This is a genomic window from Saccharothrix australiensis, from assembly GCF_003634935.1.
In the GTDB taxonomy this organism is placed as follows: Bacteria; Actinomycetota; Actinomycetes; order Mycobacteriales; family Pseudonocardiaceae; genus Actinosynnema; species Actinosynnema australiense.
Genome location: NZ_RBXO01000001.1, coordinates 7,087,002 through 7,103,427, shown reverse-complemented (window position 1 = coordinate 7,103,427; position 16,426 = coordinate 7,087,002). Strand labels below are relative to the sequence as shown.

The following is a 16,426-nucleotide window of genomic DNA, read 5'->3' as shown; positions in this document are numbered from 1 at the left end:
CGGGAGCCACAGGCGCAGGACACGCCGACCCTCCAGGACTGAAGCCCTTCAAGTTTCCAAAGCAACGCGACCACAGCCAGGGGACCACGGGCTCGGCGCGCCTGGAAGCCACGCAGGTCTTGGATGGTCGTCGGGGACGCTACGCAGCTTGACCACCCCTCCGCCTGTGTACGAATCCGCCGCGCTGATCCCCCGTGGGTTCCGACTCCGCCCAGCAGCGATCCGTGCTCCCTTCTGTGGTCCCGTTGCTTCAGAACGACAAGCAGACGAAGACCCGCACCGGGGGCGCCGAATATTCCCGCCACCCCAAGGCAATCGCCTCCCTTCCCAAGAAGTGGTCGCCCCTCCGAGCCGGCCCGGCGCTGCCCCAGAATCCGATCGGAGGCCGAAGGGAGCTGGGGACATGGGAGCAGGTCTGCACCTGGCCGTGGCGTTGGAGGGGACCGGGTGGCACCCGGAGGGCGACCCCGATCCCGCGCGGTTCACGGCGGGGTACTGGGTCGACCTGGTGCGGGAGGCCGAACGGGGGCTGCTGGACTTCGTCACGTTCGAGGACGAGCTGGGACCGGTCGGGCGGCTCGACTCGGTGCTGGTCGCGTCCCGCGTCGCGCCGCTCACCACGCACATCGGGCTGGTCCCGAGCGTGGTCACGACGTTCACCGAGCCGTTCCACCTGTCCAAGGCGATCGCCACCCTCGACTACGTCAGCACCGGGCGCGCGGGCGTGCGGGTGCGCGCGTCCGTCGCCGCCGAGGACGCCCGGCACTTCGGGCGGCGCACGTTCCCCGAGCCGCCGGACGACGCGGCGCACGCCGAGGTGCTCGCCGAGACCGCCGACTACGTCGAGGTGCTGCGCCGGCTCTGGGACAGCTGGGAGGACGACGCCGAGATCCGCGACGTCGCGACCGGCCGGTTCATCGACCGCGACAAGCTGCACTACATCGACTTCGTGGGGGACCGGTTCAGCGTCAAGGGACCGTCCATCACGCCGCGCCCGCCGCAGGGCCAGCCGCCGGTCGCCGTCCTGTCGCACGGACCCCGCGTCCACGACCTCGCCCGGCGGTCCGCCGACCTGGTGTTCACCACGCCGAAGGACGCCGACGACGTGCGGTCGACCAGCGCGGAGGTGACCGGCCTCCACCACTTCGCGGACGTGGTGGTGTTCCTCGACGCCGAGCGCCACCGGCGCGTGGCGGGCGCGGGCGGGCTCGCCTCCGACGCGCACGTCTTCGCGGGCACGGCCGCCGAACTGGCCGACCTGCTGGCCGAGTGGCACGCCGCCGGGGCGTCGGGCTTCCGGCTGCGGCCCGCCGCGCTGCCGGACGACCTGGTGGCGATCACCGCCGACCTGGTGCCCGAGCTGCGGCGGCGCGGCCTGTTCCGCACCGCGTACGAGGCCGCCACGCTGCGCGGCCACCTCGGGCTGCCCCGCCCGGCCAACCGCTACGCCCGAGGAGTCGCGTGATGAAGCAGGTCCACCTCGCCGCGCACTTCCCCGGCGTGAACAACACGACCGTGTGGAGCGACCCGCGGGCGGGCAGCCACATCGAGTTCTCGTCGTTCACCCACTTCGCGCGGACCGCCGAGCGGGCGAAGTTCGACTTCCTGTTCCTCGCCGAGGGCCTGCGCCTGCGGGAGCAGAACGGGCTGATCTACGACCTGGACGTGGTGGGCAGGCCGGACACCTTCACGGTGCTCGCCGGGCTCGCCGCGGTCACCACGCACCTCGGGCTCGCCGGCACCATCAACTCCACGTTCAACGAGCCCTTCGAGGTGGCCAGGCAGTTCACCTCGCTGGACCACCTGTCGGCGGGCCGGGCGGCGTGGAACGTGGTGACCTCGTGGGACGCGTTCACCGGCGAGAACTTCCGCCGGGGCGGCTACCTGCCGGAGTCGCAGCGGTACGAGCGGGCCAAGCGGTTCCTCGACGCGGCCACCGCGCTGTTCGACTCCTGGCGCGACGGCGGCGCGTTCGCCTACCACGACGAGTTCTTCGACATCCGGGGCGTCTTCGACCTGCCACGGTCGCCGCAGGGCAGGCCGGTGATCCTACAGGCTGGTGACTCCGACGAGGGCCGCGAGTTCGCCGCCGCCAAGGCCGACGCGATCTTCAGCCGGCACGCGGGCCTGGCCGAGGGGCAGGCGTTCTACCGGGACGTCAAGCGCCGGCTCGCGGCGTACGGGCGCACGCCGGACCAGCTCCTGGTGCTGCCCGCCGCCACGTTCGTGCTGGGCGACACCGACGCCGAGGCGCGGGAGCTGGCGCAGGACGTGCGGCGGCAGCAGGTGAGCGGGCAGACCGCGATCAGAACGCTGGAGCAGGTGTGGAACCGGGACCTGTCGGCGTACGACCCGGACGGGCCGCTGCCCGAGGTCGACCCGCTGGTGGGCGAGCACACCATCGCGCGCGGGCGGGCGAGCGTGCGGTTGCACCGCGATCCCCTGGCCACGGCGAAGGAGTGGCGGGAGCTGGCGGAGGCGCGGAAGCTGTCGATCCGGGAATTGGTCATCGAGACGACGGCGCGGCAGACGTTCGTCGGGTCGCCCGCGACGGTGGCCGGCCGCATCGACGAGCTGGTGCAGGCGGACGCGAGCGACGGGTTCATCCTGGTGCCGCACCTGACCCCCGGCGGGTTCGACGAGTTCGCCGACACCGTGGTGCCGCTGCTCCAGGAGCGCGGGGTCTACCGGACCGACTACACCGGGCCGACCCTGCGCCACCACCTGGGCCTGGTGTGAACCACGCGGAGTCCGGTGTGGGCGGTGAGCGGCTCAGCGGTCCCAGTCGCCGATGACCGGCGGCGCCGTCGTGCCGCCCGCGCCGAACACCTCGTCCGGGTCGGGTTCGAGCAGGTACGACGGGGTCTGGTGCTCGATGTCGTCCTCGTCGCGGGACCGGCCCGGCACGCCGCCGCCCAGCCCGGCCATCCCCGCGCCGACCGGACCGCGTCCGCCACCGCCACCGCCGCGACCGCCGGTGCCGCCCGGCGCGACACCGGAGCCCGCGCCGGGCCCGATGCCGGTCCTGCCGCCCGCGCCGAGACCCCTGGCCGCCGCCGCGCCACCGGGCCCGACGCCGGGACCGCCCGTGCCGCCGAGACCGCCGCCGCCGACCCGGCCGCCGCCCGCCCCGCCGCCGCTCGCCCGGCCGCCCGGACCGCCACCGGTGCGGCCGGCTACCGGCGCGCCCCGGTTCGGGCCGGGCAGCCCGCCCGGCGGGGGCGCGCCCGGACCGGTCCGCGCGGCGGGCAGCGGCGCGTACGCGCTCCCGGTGCCGCTGGTCTGCGTCGTGCCGCCGCCCGGACCGACGCCCTGGGTGTCCACAGTGGACGGACCAGGGCGGGTGGCCGGGCGGGACGTGGACGTCTTGGTGGTGCCGTCGACGACCGGCGGCGGCGCGGGGCGCGGCGCGACCGGGTCGTCCGCGCGCGGCGGGGTGGGGCGCGGCGGCTCCTCCGGTTGGCGCGGCGCGGTCGGCGCCGGCGCGAACGCGGGCTGCGCCGCCGCCGTCTGCGCCACGGTCCGGTCGTACAGCTCGATCACCCGCGCCGCTTCCCGGTGGTCCCGCTCCTGCTGCTCGAACACCGCGCGGTCGGCGGCGGCCTGCCGGGCGAGCTGGACCGGGTCGGTGATCCGCATCAGCCGCTCGCTCGCGGCGTCCACGTCGAACACCTCGGCGGGTGGCGGCGGGACGGCGTTCTTGGCGTCCGCCAACGCCCTCGACTGCTGCGTGAACAGCGTGCCCGCCAGCTGCGCCGAGACACCCGTCTCGCCGGCGCGGTTGCCCAGCTCCGCCAGCGACCGCCGCGCGCGGTCACCCGCCTCGCCCTCCCAGTCCGCCTCGCTGGTGGTGATCGCGGACGCGATGGCCTGGTGGAACGTCGCCAGCCGGTTGCCCAGGTCGGTCCACAGCGCGCCCATGTCACCCACCACGGCCGGGTCGACGCCCTGGTGCACGCCGTCGTAGAGCCGCTGGTGCGGGATGCCGAGGTAGTGCACGGCGGGGCCGGCCGGCGCGGAGCGCGTCAGCACCCCCGCCCTCAGCTGCGCCGCCTGGCGGTCGAGCAGGTCGTCCACCCGTTCGTCACCCGGCCCGGCGACGAACGGCGCGAACGGCCCGTACTGCTCCCGGTGCTCCTGCTCGACCTGCTCCCGCAGCTGCCGTCCGGTCCGGCTCTCGCCGTGCCGCTCCAGGTCGTAGCGCTGGTAGACGTCGGCCGGCCGGCCCGGAGCGCCCTGCCCCGCCTCCCCGTGCCCTCCCCGCCCGGTCACGGCAACCTCGGTTCGACCAGCTCGGCGATCCGCCGCGCGAGCGGGCAGGGCTCCTCGCCGCTGCTCGTCGCGTTGAGCACCACGTCGACCCGCGAGGAGTCGGAGACGCCCAGGTAGACGCCGCAGCTGCGGGTCACGCCCAGCAGCTCCTTCGCCGGTCGGTCGCCGATGGTCACGTCGGAGAGCACGCCGCCGTCGGGCTGCACGCCGGCCAGCCCGACGGTGGTCCGGATGCCGATCAGGAACGTGGCGGTCCTGGGCGCGAACGAGCAGGTCCGCGCGCCGCCCAGCTCGCCGGCCTTGGGCTCCTTGCGGAGCGGGCCGAGGGCCTGCTCGGCCTCCGCCCTGGTGATCAGGGCGCACGGGTCGGTGGTGTCCAGCGAGCCGGTCGGGCCGCCCGACGGGCTCGGGGAGACCCCGCCGGACGGGCTCGTGGTCACCCCGCCGGGTGTGCCGCCGGTCGTCGTGGTGGACGCGCGCCGGGCGGCGCCGGACACCGGGTCGCCGCACGCCGTGACCGCGAGCAGCGCGGTCAGCAGCAGGGCCAGGCTGGGTCGAGGGTTCACAGGTGCTCCCGGTCGGTCAGGCGCTGTGGGTGGTGCCGCCGATGGCGTCCAGGCCGTGCGCGCGGTCCTCGTCGGTGGACCAGTAGAGGCCCATCGCCTCCGCCACGTTGGCGCGCAGCCGGGTCAGGTCGTCCTGGAGCTTCAGCACCGCGGGGATGAAGCCCTGGTCCGAGTCGGCGGCGATGGACGCGAGGAACGGCTTGTAGACCTCCGCCGCAGGCGTCGTGCCCAGCGGTGGTTGCCGGCTGAGGAAGTGCGCGCCGGCCAGGGCCTCCTCGGTGCCCTGGAGCATGTCGTCGATGGCCGCGATGAGCGCCGCGCCACCGTCCCGGCTGATGGTGAACCCGGCCGCGGTGGCCGCCTGGAACCTCTCGACCGCGGTGGACATGCCGCTGACGCCGCCCGCCAACCCGCCTGCCGCCATGCTGGTCTCCTTCCGAGGAGGTGTCGTCCCGGTGCGCCGGTGCCGCCGACGTGCGTGCCCCGCGTCATCCCGGCGGGCCCAGCAGCCGGGTCAGGTGCCTGCCCAGCGCGCCCTGGTCGGCGGGCGTGTAGGTGGCCGACAGCACGCCGTTCCGGTCGGCCGCCGGTATCACGGCGTACCGGCCCGCGTCGGTGTCCAGGTAGGTGAGGGTGCCGAGGTCGACGCCGCCCGAGCGCACGGCGAAGTAGCCCGCGCCCAGCCGCGGGCGGCGGAGGATCTCCTCGACCACGGCCCGCGTGGACGGCGCGGCGGCCCTCAGCCGGGTGGTGAACCGGAACTCGGAGAAGTCCTCGTCCACCGGCCGGATGGGCGCGGACGCGTCCGACACGGTGACCGACGAGCCCGGTCCGGGCCGCAGCGGCGGCAGCAGGTCCACCAGGGCGCGCACGACGGTCGACGGGTGGCACGGCCGGAACTCGACCGCCTCGCCGCGCTGGACGGCCAGCACCGCGCCCCGCTCGTCGGCCACGGCCAGCGCCACCGCCCGGTCGTCGCCCGCCGTGCCGACCAGGGCGACCGCCGTGCGGCCGGTGCCGAACAGGCGCAGCGCCTCGACCAGCTCGGGCGCGAACCGCCCGTCCCGCACGAGGCCGCGGGCGCGGAGGTCCCGGTGCGCCGCGGCCATCGCGCCCGCGCGCTCGTCCCGCGTCGTCCCGTGGTGGTCGATTCGGAACGGGAAGCGCCGCACGTCGACCCGCAGGGCCTCGCCGAGCACGTCCAATTCGGCGAACGAGCACACGATCTCCGTCGCCACGCGGGAACCCCACCTCTCCCCCTCGGCCGAGGGTCATGGTGGCAGCGCGCCGGGCGGGACCGACCGTAATAGGGTGGCTTTTCACTCCATTGTTTGATGGCTGGTCATTCCATCGGGGGATGCCGCCGTCTTACTTGGGGCATTGCCCTGGAATATCCTGATCGGTGCGCCGATTCGCGCGAATCATCGATCGGCGATCGTCACGAATAGTAGCCCTCCACCGGCACGCGGGCCTCCTCGAACAGGGCCGGCCCCTCGGTGGGCACCGGCGGGAACCCGCCGCCGGACCGGAGGCCGTCGAGCTGCCCGGCGGACAGGGCGAACACCACGCGCCCGAGCCCCGACCTGGCGAGCGCGCCCGCGCACATCCCGCACGGCTCGCAGCTGGTGTACATCGTCGTGCCCGCCGCGGTGCGGGCGTCGAGCTCGCGGGCCGCCCAGCGGGCGAGCTTCAACTCCGGGTGGGCGGTGATGTCGTCGTCGGTGCGGCTCGAATTGCGCTCCTCCGCGAGCACCGTCCCGTCCGGACCCACGAGCAGGGACCCGAACGGCGGGTTGCCGCCCGCGCGGGCCTCGGCGGCCAGCGCGATGGCGCGGCGCAGGTGGTCGTCGTTCACCGGAACTCCTTCCGCACCGCGGCCAGCGCGTGCCAGGCCGCTTCCGGGTGCAGCGTCTCGTCGGGGTCGCCCGCGAACGGGTCGAGCACCACGGCCCGCGCTCCCCGCGCCCGCAACGACGCCAGGTCGCCGACGACCTGGTCGAGGGTGCCCTCGCCCATCCGGCGGTCGGCAGGCGGCCGGTCGGTGAGCCGGAGCAGGATGCGGGGAGTCAGGTCGGGCAACGGTTTCCGCTCCTGGGCGGCGATGTTCTCCAGTCGGGACAACGCGTCCTCCCACTGCGCGTGGGTGAGCCGCAGGCTGTGCCAGGCGTCGCCGAGCCGGACCGCGCGGCGCAGCGCGGCGTCGCTGTGCCCGCCGACCCAGACCGGTATCCGCCCCGCGCCGTAGTCGCCGTCGTCCGCCCACGCGGCGCGCACCGCCGTGATCAGCTCGTCGGTGAGCTTGCCCCGCTGTCCGAAGTGGACGCCGAGCGCCGCGAACTCCTGCCGCGCCCACCCGACCCCGACGCCGAGCACGAACCGGCCGCCGCTCAGCTGCGCCAGGTTCGCCGCCATCCGCGCGACCAGCAGCGGGTGCCGGTACGGCGCGATCAGGACGGTGGTGCCCAACGTGATTCGTTCGGTCACCCCGGCCAACCACGACAGCGTCGTGAACGGCTCGTAGAACGGCGCGGGGTACTGCGCGGTCACGTCGGGTGTCAGGACCACGTGGTCGGACACCATCAGCAGGTCGAAACCCAGCCCCTCGACGGTCCGCGCCCAGTCGCGCAACACGCCCGGCGTGGTGCCGGGGCCGAAGTTCGGGACGTTCACACCGATCAGCACGAGGACCAGGCTAGGCCGTGCGCCCGGACCGTTGAAGGGAGACTTCGCGGTGATCAGGGCCGTCCGCCGTGGATTCCCCGGTAGCTTGCCCGGATGACCGGGACCCTGGACGCCACCGACGGGCGATCCTCGCCGAGTCGCATCGCCTGCACTGCCCTCCTGGCCCGCTTGCGCCACGCCACCGGGAACGTGTTCTGGAGGTGGTCCTCGGCGGCGGCCCACGACGCCGTGAGCCGGAAGCAGTGGTTGTAGACCGCCTTCGGCGTGCCGGTCGAACAGACGTCGAAGGCAGACCCACTGCCGCCGCGGCCTGGGACCACAGCGCGCGGTCGTCGGGGTCTTCGGTCGTCATGCCCGTTCGTTGCCGCCGGGGGCCGAGGTGTTGCCCCGGCCTGGCCGGACCCGGTGCCCCGCGGCGGTCGCCCGTCCCGGCAGTTGTGCCACGACCAGCGCGGTGAGGACGACGACGGCGCCGAGCGCCTGCGCCGCGGTCAGGCCCTGGTCCAGCGCGAGCCACCCGACGGCGGTCGCGACCACCGGGCTGAGCAGCCCGAGGAACGTCACCTCGGTGGCCGCGAGCAGCCCGACACCCCGGAACCACAGGGTGTAGGAGGCCGCGCCGCCGACGGTCGCGAGGAACGCGTAGCCGGCGACGTTCGTCGGCGACAGCGCCGGCGGAGCGCCCTCCACCAGCAGCGCGACCGGCAGCAGCAGCACGCCGCCCGCGATGAGCTGCCAGCCCGTCATGGCCAGCGGCGGTGCGGGGGAGCCCCACCGCTTGCCGAGCACGGTCCCGGCCGCCATCACGGTCGCGCCGCCGAGCGCCGCCGCGACGCCGAGCCAGTCGAGCCGGGCGTCGGCGCGCAGCACGAGCAGGCTCACCCCGGCCACGCCCGCGATCGCCGCGAGCGCCACCCGGATCGTCATCCGCTGCCCGAGCAGCGCGGCGGCGAGGCCGGCGACCACCAGCGGCTGCACCGCGCCGACGGTCGCCGCCACCCCGCCCGGCAGCCGGTAGGCGGCCAGGAACAGCAGCGGCAGGAACGCGCCGATGTTCAGCGCGCCGAGCAGCAGCGACCGCCACCACCAGTCGCCGGACGGCAGCCGCCGGGTGACCGCGAGCAGCAGCAGGCCCGCCGGCAGCGCCCGGAGCAGGGCGGCCAGCAGCGGGCGGCCCGGCGGCAGGTACTCGGTGGTGACGAAGTACGTCGTGCCCCAGACGGCCGGGGCCAGCGCGGTGAGGAGCCGGTTGCTTAGCACTAAGTCAAACTAGCTCACCGCTAAGGTAATGGGCCGGTGATGTCTCTCACCGCTAAGGTATGCCACCATGCCGGACCACGTCGACCTCGTGCTGGACCAGTGGCGCGACCAACGCCCTGACCTGGACGTCTCCCCGATGGCGGTGATCGGGCGGCTGTCCAGGCTCGCGCGCCTGGCCGACGGCGAGCTGGGCCGCACGTTCGCCCGGCACGGGCTGGACCGCGCCTCGTTCGACGTCCTCGCGACCCTGCGCCGCGCCGCGCCGCCCCACCACCTGACGCCGACCGAGCTGATGCGCTCCTCGATGGTCACCTCCGGCGCGATCACCCAGCGGCTCGACCGGCTGGAGGCGCGCGGCCTCGTCGCGCGGACGCCCAGCGAGGTCGACGGCCGGGGCGTCGTCGTGGCGCTGACCGACGCCGGCCGCGAGCTGGTCGACCGGGCGCTGCCGGACCACCTCGCCACCGAGGATCGGCTGCTCGCCGCACTGGGTCCCGCCGATCGGCGCACCCTCGCGGACACCTTGCGGACCGTCCTGGAATCACTCGGCGACACGCGCGACCGAAGCCGGCAGGGTGAGGGTGATCAGCCGACTGCACGGAGGGGGACGACATGAAGCGGATCGCCATCGTCGGCGCGGTGGTGCTCACGGCGGGACTGCTCGGCGCGGCGCCGGCGGGCGCCGAGGTCGGGCCGCACTGCGAGGAGGGCGCCTACTGCCTGTTCTCCGCCACGCAGTACGGCGGCACCAAGGCGGTCGTGCCGCCGGACTGGGGCTGCTACCCGGTGAGCGCGCTGGGCTTCACCACCGCCCGCTCGGCCGCGCGCGGGTTCGGCGACGGCTCGGGGCTGGGCCTGTACTCGGACACGTCGTGCACCGACCACGTGGCCTACGTCTACGACGACATCCCGGACACGACCGCGCTGTCCTACCGGCTCGTCCCGCTGCCGGGCTGAGGCGCGGTGCGCCGCAGCCAGAGCAGGCCCAGCACGGGCAGCACCAGCGGGATGAACGCGTAGCCGACGCCGAAGGAGGACCACACCGTCGCGTCGGGGAACCACGACGGCACCAGGACGCTGACGCCGCCGACCGCCAGCACGCCCGCCAGCTCCACCGCGCAGGACAGGAAGGCCACCCTCCGCGACGCCCGGCTGCCGACCGCCAGCGTCGCGGTGGCCAGCACGTAGACCAGCGCGGCCAGGGCGGACAGCAGGTAGGCGACCGGCGCGTCGCCGAAGCGCGTCGCGATCTGCACGGCGGATCGCGACGTCGCGGCGATCGCGAAGATCCCGTAGACGGCGATCAGCAGCCGGCCGGGGCCCGAGCGCGTCGCGGTGGCCAGGTCGTCAGCCATGCCCGGCCCAGACCTGCTGCGCCCGCACGATCATCACCGGCACGCTGAGGCAGCCCACGGCCAGCACCGCCGCGCCCCAGCGGGACCGCTCGGCCAGCGCCCAGAACCCCGCGAGCGGCAGCACCAGCACCGGGCCGAACAGGTAGCCGACGAAGGTCGGGCCGGAGATGTCCCGGTCCAGGCCGACCAGCCGCACGACCCCGACCACGGCCTGCGCCAGCAGCCCGACCTCCAGCAGCAGCACCGCGCCGGCGATGCCGAGCGTCGGCTTGGTGTCCAGCGTCAGCGGCTTGTCCAGCACCGCGAGCAGCACCGCCCAGACGGCCACCACCAGTGCCGGCACGGTCAGCGCCACGGCCAACGAGTCGATCATCGCACCAGGTCCTCCCACGGCGTGTCCTCGCGGGAATGTAACCGCCGCGGTCCGCGGCCCGACCACGTGGGCGACCGAACGGCTCCCTCGCCGACCGCGTGCGCGGAGGTGTGACACGGGGCAGGTGTGTTGCGGGCGCGGCACCTGCCCCGTGTTCGCCGACCGGGGATCACGTCCCCCGTAATCCCCTTCCGGCTCCCTTGCGATACGGAAGGACACACACCCTCCAGGAGGAGGTGTGGTAACGCTATGCCACTACTCCTCGGTTAGCACGTACTACGATTGAGTGAATCACCAGGTGAAAGCGAGTCGACTACTCTCAGACAGTGATCGTTCCGCGCCGGTCGAACACGAGTTCGCGCGCCGAGCGCAGGCCCATCGCGATCGCGCCGCTGAGCACCGCGCCGTCACCCAGCTCGCCCGCCACGACGCGGGGCGCGAGCGGCGTCATCCGGCGCAGCGCGGCCTCCATAGGCTCCTGCAACAGCGTGTTGCTGCCGATGCCGCCGCCCAGCACCACCAGCTCCGGGTCGATCACGGCGGCGACCGAAGCGACGACGTAGGCGAGCCGCTCCGCCTCGTCGCGCACGGCGGCGAGGGCACGCGGATCACCTGACTTCGCCAGCGCGAACACGTCCCGCGCCGACTTGGCGGTCGCGATGCCGTGGTCCCGCGCCAGCGCCACCACGGACTCCGCCGCCGCCGCGGCCTCCAGCCTGCCGCGCGTGACCTCGTCCACATCGGACGGTTCGCCGTAGGGCAGGTAGCCGATCTCACCCGCCGCGCCGTGCGCGCCCCGGAACAGCCTGCCGTCCACCACGATGCCCATGCCGATGCCCGTGCCGACCGTCACGCACACGAACGCGTCCACGCCGCGCGCCGCGCCGTACGCCCGCTCGCCGACGGCCGCGAGGTTGGCGTCGTTCTCCACCACCAGGTCCGGGCCGAGTTCGGCCTGGAGGTCGTGCAGCAGCCCCGGTCGCTCCAGGCCGGGCAGGTTCGGCGCGTGCCGCAGGGTGCGGCTGCCCGGATCGGGCACGCCGGGCGTGCCGAACACCTTCACGACCAGGTCGTCGGGGGCGAGGCCCGCGTCGGAGACGGTGCGCCCGGCCAGTTCGCGGACCGTGCGCACGAGCGCCCCCGCCGAGCGGCACCGGTTGCGCTCGTCCACCCGCGCGATCACCGAACCGGCCAGGTCCGCCACGGCGACGCGGATGTGCTGCCTGCCGATGTCGACGCCCAGCACGTGCCCGGCCGCCGGGTTCGGCTCGTAGACCATCGCCGAGCGGCCCGGACCGGCCGTGGTGCGGCCGATGGGCCGCACCAGCCCGTGCTGCTCCAGGTCGAGCAGCGCCTGGCCCACGGTGGGCTTGGACAACCCGGTGTCCTTGGCGATCTGCGGCCTGGTCGCGGGACCGTCGCGCCGCAGGCGGTCGAGCACCGCGCGCTGGTTCAGCACGCGCATACCAGCGGGGGTGCCCACCCGGGGCGACTTGCGGACCGTCACGGCGAGTGAGTCTAGATCGGTCGGAGCAGCGACCGGACAGGCTTGCGGACAAGCTGCCCGACCGGTATTGACAACGATGTCAGCCACCGGTTTCGCTGGTCCGCGTGGCGGTTTCGTCGAGGTGAGGTCGTGTGCGATGCGGCGCCTGCGCAACTCCCTGGTCCTCCTGACGACGGCTGCGGTGGCGCTGGGCGGCGTGGGAGCCTGGTCGCCCGCGACCTCGGCACCAGGGGAGCCAGCCGTGAGCGAGCCGCTCTTCGCCACGTCCTTCGAGGACGGGCAGCCGCAGCCCCGGTGGGCGAGCACGGTGGAGACGACCGCGGACGGCACGCCGAAGACCGACGGTGTCGACGGCGCGGACTCGACCGGCATCCCCGGCGACGTCACCGACCGGGTCGTGGACGTGGTGGCCAACGCCGAGCACACGGCCGCCGGCGAGGTCGCGGCGAACCTGGTCGACGGCAGCGCCGCGACCAAGTGGCTGACGCCCACGCCCACCGGCTGGGCGCGGTTCGCCTTCACGGAACCGGTCGTGGTGCGGCGGTACGCGCTGACCTCGGCGAACGACGCGCCCGAGCGCGACCCGAAGGACTGGACGCTGAGCGGGTACGACGGCACGGCGTGGCACGTGGTCGACACCCGCGCGGACGAGCGGTTCTCCGCACCCCACCAGACCAAGCTCTACGACACGGCGAACACGGTGGCGTACCGCGCCTACCGGTTGGACGTCACGGCGAACCGGGGCGGCGCCGAGCTGCTCCAGCTCGCCGAGGTGCGGCTGTCCGACGGCTCCACCGCGCCACCCGTGCGGAACATGCGCACCACCACGGGCAGCGGCGCGACCGGCGGGTACAACGCGAAGGCCCGCGCGGGCTTCACGGGCGTCAAGGCGCTGCGCTACCAGGGGGCGCACGTCGCGACCGGGCGCGGCTACTCGTACAACAAGGTCTTCGAGGTCGACATCCCGGTGACGCCGTCGACCGAGCTGTCCTACCTGGTCTTCCCGTCGTTCGTCACCGACGACCTGGCGTACCCGAGCACGTTCGTCGCGGTCGACCTCGCCTTCGCCGACGGCACGTACCTGAGCGACCTCGGCGCGCGCGACCAGCACGGGTTCGAGCTGTCGCCACGCGGCCAGGGCGCGGCCAAGTCGTTGTACACCAACCAGTGGAACCGGGTGGCGTCGGTGATCGGCGAAGTCGCGGCCGGCCGGGTGATCAAGCGCGTCCTGGTGGCCTACGACAACCCGAAGGGACCTGCCTCGTTCAACGGCTGGATCGACGACATCGCCGTGCGGTCCGCGCCGGCCGCCGTCGAGCGGGCCAGGCCGACGGACCACGTGCTCACCACGCGCGGCACCAACTCCAGCGGCGCCTTCTCGCGCGGCAACAACTTCCCGGCCACGGCCGTGCCGCACGGGTTCAACTTCTGGTCGCCGATGACGAACGCCGGCTCGACCAGTTGGCTCTACGAGTACGCCAAGGGCAACAACCGGGACAACCTGCCGACCCTCCAGGCGTTCACCGCGAGCCACGAGCCGAGCCCGTGGATGGGGGACCGGCAGACGTTCCAGGTGATGCCGTCCACCGGCACGCCCACCGCCGACCGCGCGAAGCGGGCCCTGCCGTTCCGGCACGAGAACGAGACCGCGCGGGCGCACTACTACGGCGTGCGGTTCGAGAACGGGATGCGGGCCGAGGTCGCGCCGACCGACCACGCCGCGCTGCTCCGCTTCACCTTCACCGAGGACGCCTCGAACCTGGTGTTCGACAACGTGAACAACAGCGGCGGCCTGGCGCTGGACGCCGCGTCCGGTGTGGTGACGGGCTTCTCGGACGTCAAGAGCGGCTCGTCGACCGGTGCGACGCGGCTGTTCGTGTACGGCGTGGTGGACCGGCCGGTGGTGGAGAGCGGTCGGTTGACCGGCGCGGGGCGCGACGACGTCGCCGGGTACTTCCGGTTCGACACCTCGACCGACAAGGTGGTGACGCTGCGGATCGCGACCTCGCTGCTCGGCGTCGAGCAGGCCCGGCGGAACCTGGCGCTGGAGGTGTCCACTTCGGACACCTTCGAGTCGGTGCGCGACCGCGCTCGGGACGCCTGGGACGAGGTGCTGCGGACGGTCGAGGTCGAAGGCGCGTCGGCGGACCAGCTCACCACGCTGTACTCCAACCTCTACCGGCTCTACCTGTACCCGAACTCCGGGTTCGAGAACGTCGGCACGGCCGCCGAGCCGAGGTACCGCTACGCCTCGCCCGTGCAGCCCGCCGGACCGTCGACACCGACGGAGACCGGCGCCAAGGTCGTGGACGGCAAAATTTACGTCAACAACGGGTTCTGGGACACCTACCGCACGACGTGGCCCGCCTACAGCCTGCTCACGCCGCGGCGGGCCGGCGAGCTGGTGGACGGTTTCGTGCAGCAGTACCGCGACGGCGGCTGGATCTCGCGCTGGTCGTCACCCGGTTACGCCGACCTGATGACCGGCACGAGTTCGGACGTGGCGTTCGCGGACGCGTTCGTCAAGGGCGTCGACGGCTTCGACGCCGAGGCGGCGTTCGAGGCGGCGGTGAAGAACGCGACCGTGGCCCCGCCGCACCCGGGCGTCGGGCGCAAGGGCCTCGACACCTCGATCTTCACCGGGTACACGTCCACCGCCACGCACGAGGGCATGTCCTGGGCGATCGAGGGCTACGTCAACGACCACGGCATCGCGAACATGGCCAAGGCGCTGTACGACCGGACCGGTCGGGCGGACTACCTCGCGCAGCACGAGTACTTCGCGCACCGGGCGCGGAACTACGTGCACATGTTCGACCCGAGCACGAAGTTCTTCCAGGGCCGCAACCCCGACGGCACGTGGCGCGTGCCGGCGGCCGAGTACGAGCCGCGCGAGTGGGGCCACGACTACACCGAGACCGACGGCTGGAACATGGCGTTCTCGGTGCCGCACGACGGCCAGGGCCTGGCGAACCTCTACGGCGGCCGGGACGGCCTCGCGAAGAAGCTGGACGAGTTCTTCGCCACGCCGGAGACCGCGAAGTTCCCCGGCTCCTACGGCGGCGTCATCCACGAGATGACCGAGGCGCGCGACGTGCGGATGGGGCAGTTGGGGCACAGCAACCAGGTGTCGCACCACATCGCCTACATGTACGACTACGCGGGGCAGCCGTGGAAGACGCAGGAGAAGGTGCGCGAGATCCTCTCCCGGCTGTACGTGGGCAGCGAGATCGGCCAGGGCTACCCCGGTGACGAGGACAACGGCGAGCAGTCGGCCTGGTACCTGTTCAGCGCCCTGGGCTTCTACCCGTTGCAGATGGGCAGCGCCGGCTACGCCATCGGGTCGCCGCTGTTCACCAAGGCGACGGTGCACCTCGACAACGGCCGTCGGATCGTGGTCAGCGCGCCGAAGAACAGCGCGCGCAACATCTACGTGCAGTCGATGACGGTCAACGGCAAGAAGTGGGACAAGGCGTACCTGCCGCACGCCGAGATCGCGGGGGGCGGCACGGTCGAGTTCGACCTGGGCCCCGCGCCGTCGAAGTGGGCCACCGGACCGGACGGCGCGCCGCCGTCGCCGACCACCGGCGCGGAACCGCCCAGGCCGCTGCGTGACGTGACGCCGTCCTCGACCGTGACCGCGTCCGACGCGGTGGGACCGCTGGTGGACGACACGTCCCGCACGTCCGGCCGCCTGTCCTGGCTCCAGGTGCGGCCGAAGGACGACAAGGAGAAGGTCGAGTTCTACACGCTGACCTCCGGCACGGGAGCCGGTGACCCGACCTCGTGGGTGCTGAAGGGTTCCTACGACGGCGAGCACTGGTCCACGGTGGACGAGCGCTCGGGCGAGGTGTTCCCGTGGCGGCAGCAGACCAGGGCGTTCAAGGTCGCGCGGGCGGGGCACTACCGGCACTACCGCCTGGAGTTCCCGTCCGCCGCGACGCTCGCCGAGGTCGAGCTGCTGGCCCGGCCGTTACCGACCTGCGGCACCACCATCACCGGCGAGCACCGCGGCCCGCTGCACGTCCGCGACACCACCTGCGTGGACGGCGGCACGGTCACGGGCCCGGTGACGGTCGGGGCGGGCGCGTCGCTGCACGTGTTCGGCGGTGGGCTCCGGGGCCCGGTGTCCGCGTCCGGCGCGGCGGCGGTCGTGCTGGTGGACGCGGTGGTGGACGGTCCGGTGACCGTCACGGGCTCGACCGGCGAGGTCGCGATCGAGCACTCGACCGTCGCCGGACCGGTCAGCCTGGTCGGCAACACCGGCGGCACGGTGCTGGCGGCGAACTCCATCGGTGGGCCGCTGTCCTGCCGGTCGGCCGACCCGCCGCCGGTGGACCACGGGTGGGCCAACGAGGTCCGCGGCCCGAAGACCGGCCAGTGCGCGGAGTTCTGACCGCGTCGTGACGGG

General features: G+C 73.7%; 16 protein-coding genes. 6 read left to right on the top strand and 10 right to left on the bottom strand.

Features of this window, described 5'->3' with window-relative positions:
* The first annotated feature begins 403 nt into the window (after window positions 1-403).
* Complete coding sequence (locus C8E97_RS30190) at window positions 404-1,465, top strand: LLM class flavin-dependent oxidoreductase (RefSeq protein ID WP_121008973.1); 1,062 nt, start codon at window positions 404-406, stop codon at window positions 1,463-1,465.
* Window positions 1,465-2,739 (top strand): NtaA/DmoA family FMN-dependent monooxygenase, encoded by a 1,275-nt coding sequence (locus C8E97_RS30185; protein ID WP_121008971.1) that lies wholly within the window; start codon window positions 1,465-1,467, stop codon window positions 2,737-2,739. Before C8E97_RS30190 ends, C8E97_RS30185 begins: the two co-directional genes overlap by 1 nt.
* Before the next feature lie 33 nt (window positions 2,740-2,772).
* Here the strand turns inward: C8E97_RS30185 and C8E97_RS35015 are convergent, their stop codons facing one another.
* From C8E97_RS35015 to C8E97_RS30155, 6 genes are all read right to left on the bottom strand, one after another.
* Window positions 2,773-4,272: a hypothetical protein gene (locus C8E97_RS35015; RefSeq protein WP_170212036.1), complete on the bottom strand. Its 1,500-nt coding sequence runs from the start codon at window positions 4,270-4,272 to the stop codon at window positions 2,773-2,775.
* Window positions 4,269-4,838, bottom strand: coding sequence for a DUF3558 domain-containing protein (locus C8E97_RS30175; protein WP_121008969.1), 570 nt, complete (start codon window positions 4,836-4,838; stop codon window positions 4,269-4,271). Before C8E97_RS30175 ends, C8E97_RS35015 begins: the two co-directional genes overlap by 4 nt.
* 16 nt (window positions 4,839-4,854) lie before the next feature.
* The gene (locus tag C8E97_RS30170) at window positions 4,855-5,262 is read right to left on the bottom strand and encodes a hypothetical protein (RefSeq protein WP_147455273.1); all 408 of its coding nucleotides are present in this window, start codon (window positions 5,260-5,262) and stop codon (window positions 4,855-4,857) included.
* Window positions 5,263-5,326: 64 nt separating this feature from the next.
* Window positions 5,327-6,076 carry an ESX secretion-associated protein EspG gene (locus C8E97_RS30165; RefSeq protein WP_121008965.1) on the bottom strand — a complete coding sequence of 250 codons (750 nt, stop codon included), beginning with the start codon at window positions 6,074-6,076 and terminating at the stop codon, window positions 5,327-5,329.
* Between the two features lie 200 nt (window positions 6,077-6,276).
* Window positions 6,277-6,693: a nucleoside deaminase gene (locus C8E97_RS30160; protein ID WP_121008963.1), complete on the bottom strand. Its 417-nt coding sequence runs from the start codon at window positions 6,691-6,693 to the stop codon at window positions 6,277-6,279.
* Complete coding sequence (locus C8E97_RS30155) at window positions 6,690-7,520, bottom strand: LLM class flavin-dependent oxidoreductase (protein ID WP_121008961.1); 831 nt, start codon at window positions 7,518-7,520, stop codon at window positions 6,690-6,692. The genes C8E97_RS30160 and C8E97_RS30155 overlap by 4 nt, the downstream gene beginning before the upstream one ends.
* 93 nt (window positions 7,521-7,613) lie before the next feature.
* On the opposite strand from C8E97_RS30155, the gene C8E97_RS35010 reads away from it, so the two are divergent.
* Window positions 7,614-7,772, top strand: coding sequence for a hypothetical protein (locus C8E97_RS35010; protein ID WP_170212035.1), 159 nt, complete (start codon window positions 7,614-7,616; stop codon window positions 7,770-7,772).
* A 96-nt stretch (window positions 7,773-7,868) separates the two neighbouring features.
* Here the strand turns inward: C8E97_RS35010 and C8E97_RS30150 are convergent, their stop codons facing one another.
* The gene (locus C8E97_RS30150; RefSeq protein WP_121008959.1) at window positions 7,869-8,780 is read right to left on the bottom strand and encodes an EamA family transporter; all 912 of its coding nucleotides are present in this window, start codon (window positions 8,778-8,780) and stop codon (window positions 7,869-7,871) included.
* A 67-nt stretch (window positions 8,781-8,847) separates the two neighbouring features.
* Between C8E97_RS30150 and C8E97_RS30145 the strand changes: the two genes are divergently transcribed.
* Entirely contained in the window at window positions 8,848-9,396 is a 549-nt protein-coding gene (locus tag C8E97_RS30145) for a MarR family winged helix-turn-helix transcriptional regulator (RefSeq protein WP_121008957.1), read from the top strand.
* A complete protein-coding gene (locus C8E97_RS30140) occupies window positions 9,393-9,737 on the top strand; it encodes a hypothetical protein (protein WP_121008955.1) in 345 nt (114 codons plus the stop codon). The genes C8E97_RS30145 and C8E97_RS30140 overlap by 4 nt, the downstream gene beginning before the upstream one ends.
* Here C8E97_RS30140 and C8E97_RS30135 read toward each other — a convergent pair.
* The 3 genes from C8E97_RS30135 to C8E97_RS30125 all read right to left on the bottom strand — a co-directional run bounded on the left by C8E97_RS30135 (window position 9,710) and on the right by C8E97_RS30125 (window position 11,973).
* A complete protein-coding gene (locus C8E97_RS30135) occupies window positions 9,710-10,135 on the bottom strand; it encodes a hypothetical protein (protein WP_121008953.1) in 426 nt (141 codons plus the stop codon). The two genes, C8E97_RS30140 and C8E97_RS30135, sit on opposite strands and share 28 nt — an antisense overlap.
* Window positions 10,128-10,508: a hypothetical protein gene (locus tag C8E97_RS30130; RefSeq protein ID WP_121008951.1), complete on the bottom strand. Its 381-nt coding sequence runs from the start codon at window positions 10,506-10,508 to the stop codon at window positions 10,128-10,130. Before C8E97_RS30130 ends, C8E97_RS30135 begins: the two co-directional genes overlap by 8 nt.
* Before the next feature lie 319 nt (window positions 10,509-10,827).
* Window positions 10,828-11,973: an ROK family protein gene (locus C8E97_RS30125; protein WP_121008949.1), complete on the bottom strand. Its 1,146-nt coding sequence runs from the start codon at window positions 11,971-11,973 to the stop codon at window positions 10,828-10,830.
* A 178-nt stretch (window positions 11,974-12,151) separates the two neighbouring features.
* Here C8E97_RS30125 and C8E97_RS30120 point away from each other — a divergent pair, with 178 nt between their 5' ends.
* The gene (locus C8E97_RS30120) at window positions 12,152-16,411 is read left to right on the top strand and encodes a GH92 family glycosyl hydrolase (RefSeq protein ID WP_121008947.1); all 4,260 of its coding nucleotides are present in this window, start codon (window positions 12,152-12,154) and stop codon (window positions 16,409-16,411) included.
* Window positions 16,412-16,426: the final 15 nt, after the last annotated feature.

Excerpts from the sequence above, each read along its gene's own strand:
- C8E97_RS30190 (WP_121008973.1), top strand. The coding sequence starts at position 404 with ATGGGAGCAGGTCTGCACCTGGCCGTGGCGTTGGAGGGGACCGGGTGG.
- C8E97_RS30185 (WP_121008971.1), top strand. The coding sequence starts at position 1,465 with ATGAAGCAGGTCCACCTCGCCGCGCACTTCCCCGGCGTGAACAACACG.
- C8E97_RS30170 (WP_147455273.1), bottom strand. The coding sequence starts at position 5,262 with ATGGCGGCAGGCGGGTTGGCGGGCGGCGTCAGCGGCATGTCCACCGCG.
- C8E97_RS35010 (WP_170212035.1), top strand. The coding sequence starts at position 7,614 with ATGACCGGGACCCTGGACGCCACCGACGGGCGATCCTCGCCGAGTCGC.
- C8E97_RS30145 (WP_121008957.1), top strand. The coding sequence starts at position 8,848 with ATGCCGGACCACGTCGACCTCGTGCTGGACCAGTGGCGCGACCAACGC.
- C8E97_RS30140 (WP_121008955.1), top strand. The coding sequence starts at position 9,393 with ATGAAGCGGATCGCCATCGTCGGCGCGGTGGTGCTCACGGCGGGACTG.
- C8E97_RS30135 (WP_121008953.1), bottom strand. The coding sequence starts at position 10,135 with ATGGCTGACGACCTGGCCACCGCGACGCGCTCGGGCCCCGGCCGGCTG.
- C8E97_RS30130 (WP_121008951.1), bottom strand. The coding sequence starts at position 10,508 with ATGATCGACTCGTTGGCCGTGGCGCTGACCGTGCCGGCACTGGTGGTG.
- C8E97_RS30125 (WP_121008949.1), bottom strand. The coding sequence starts at position 11,973 with ATGCGCGTGCTGAACCAGCGCGCGGTGCTCGACCGCCTGCGGCGCGAC.
- C8E97_RS30120 (WP_121008947.1), top strand. The coding sequence starts at position 12,152 with ATGCGGCGCCTGCGCAACTCCCTGGTCCTCCTGACGACGGCTGCGGTG.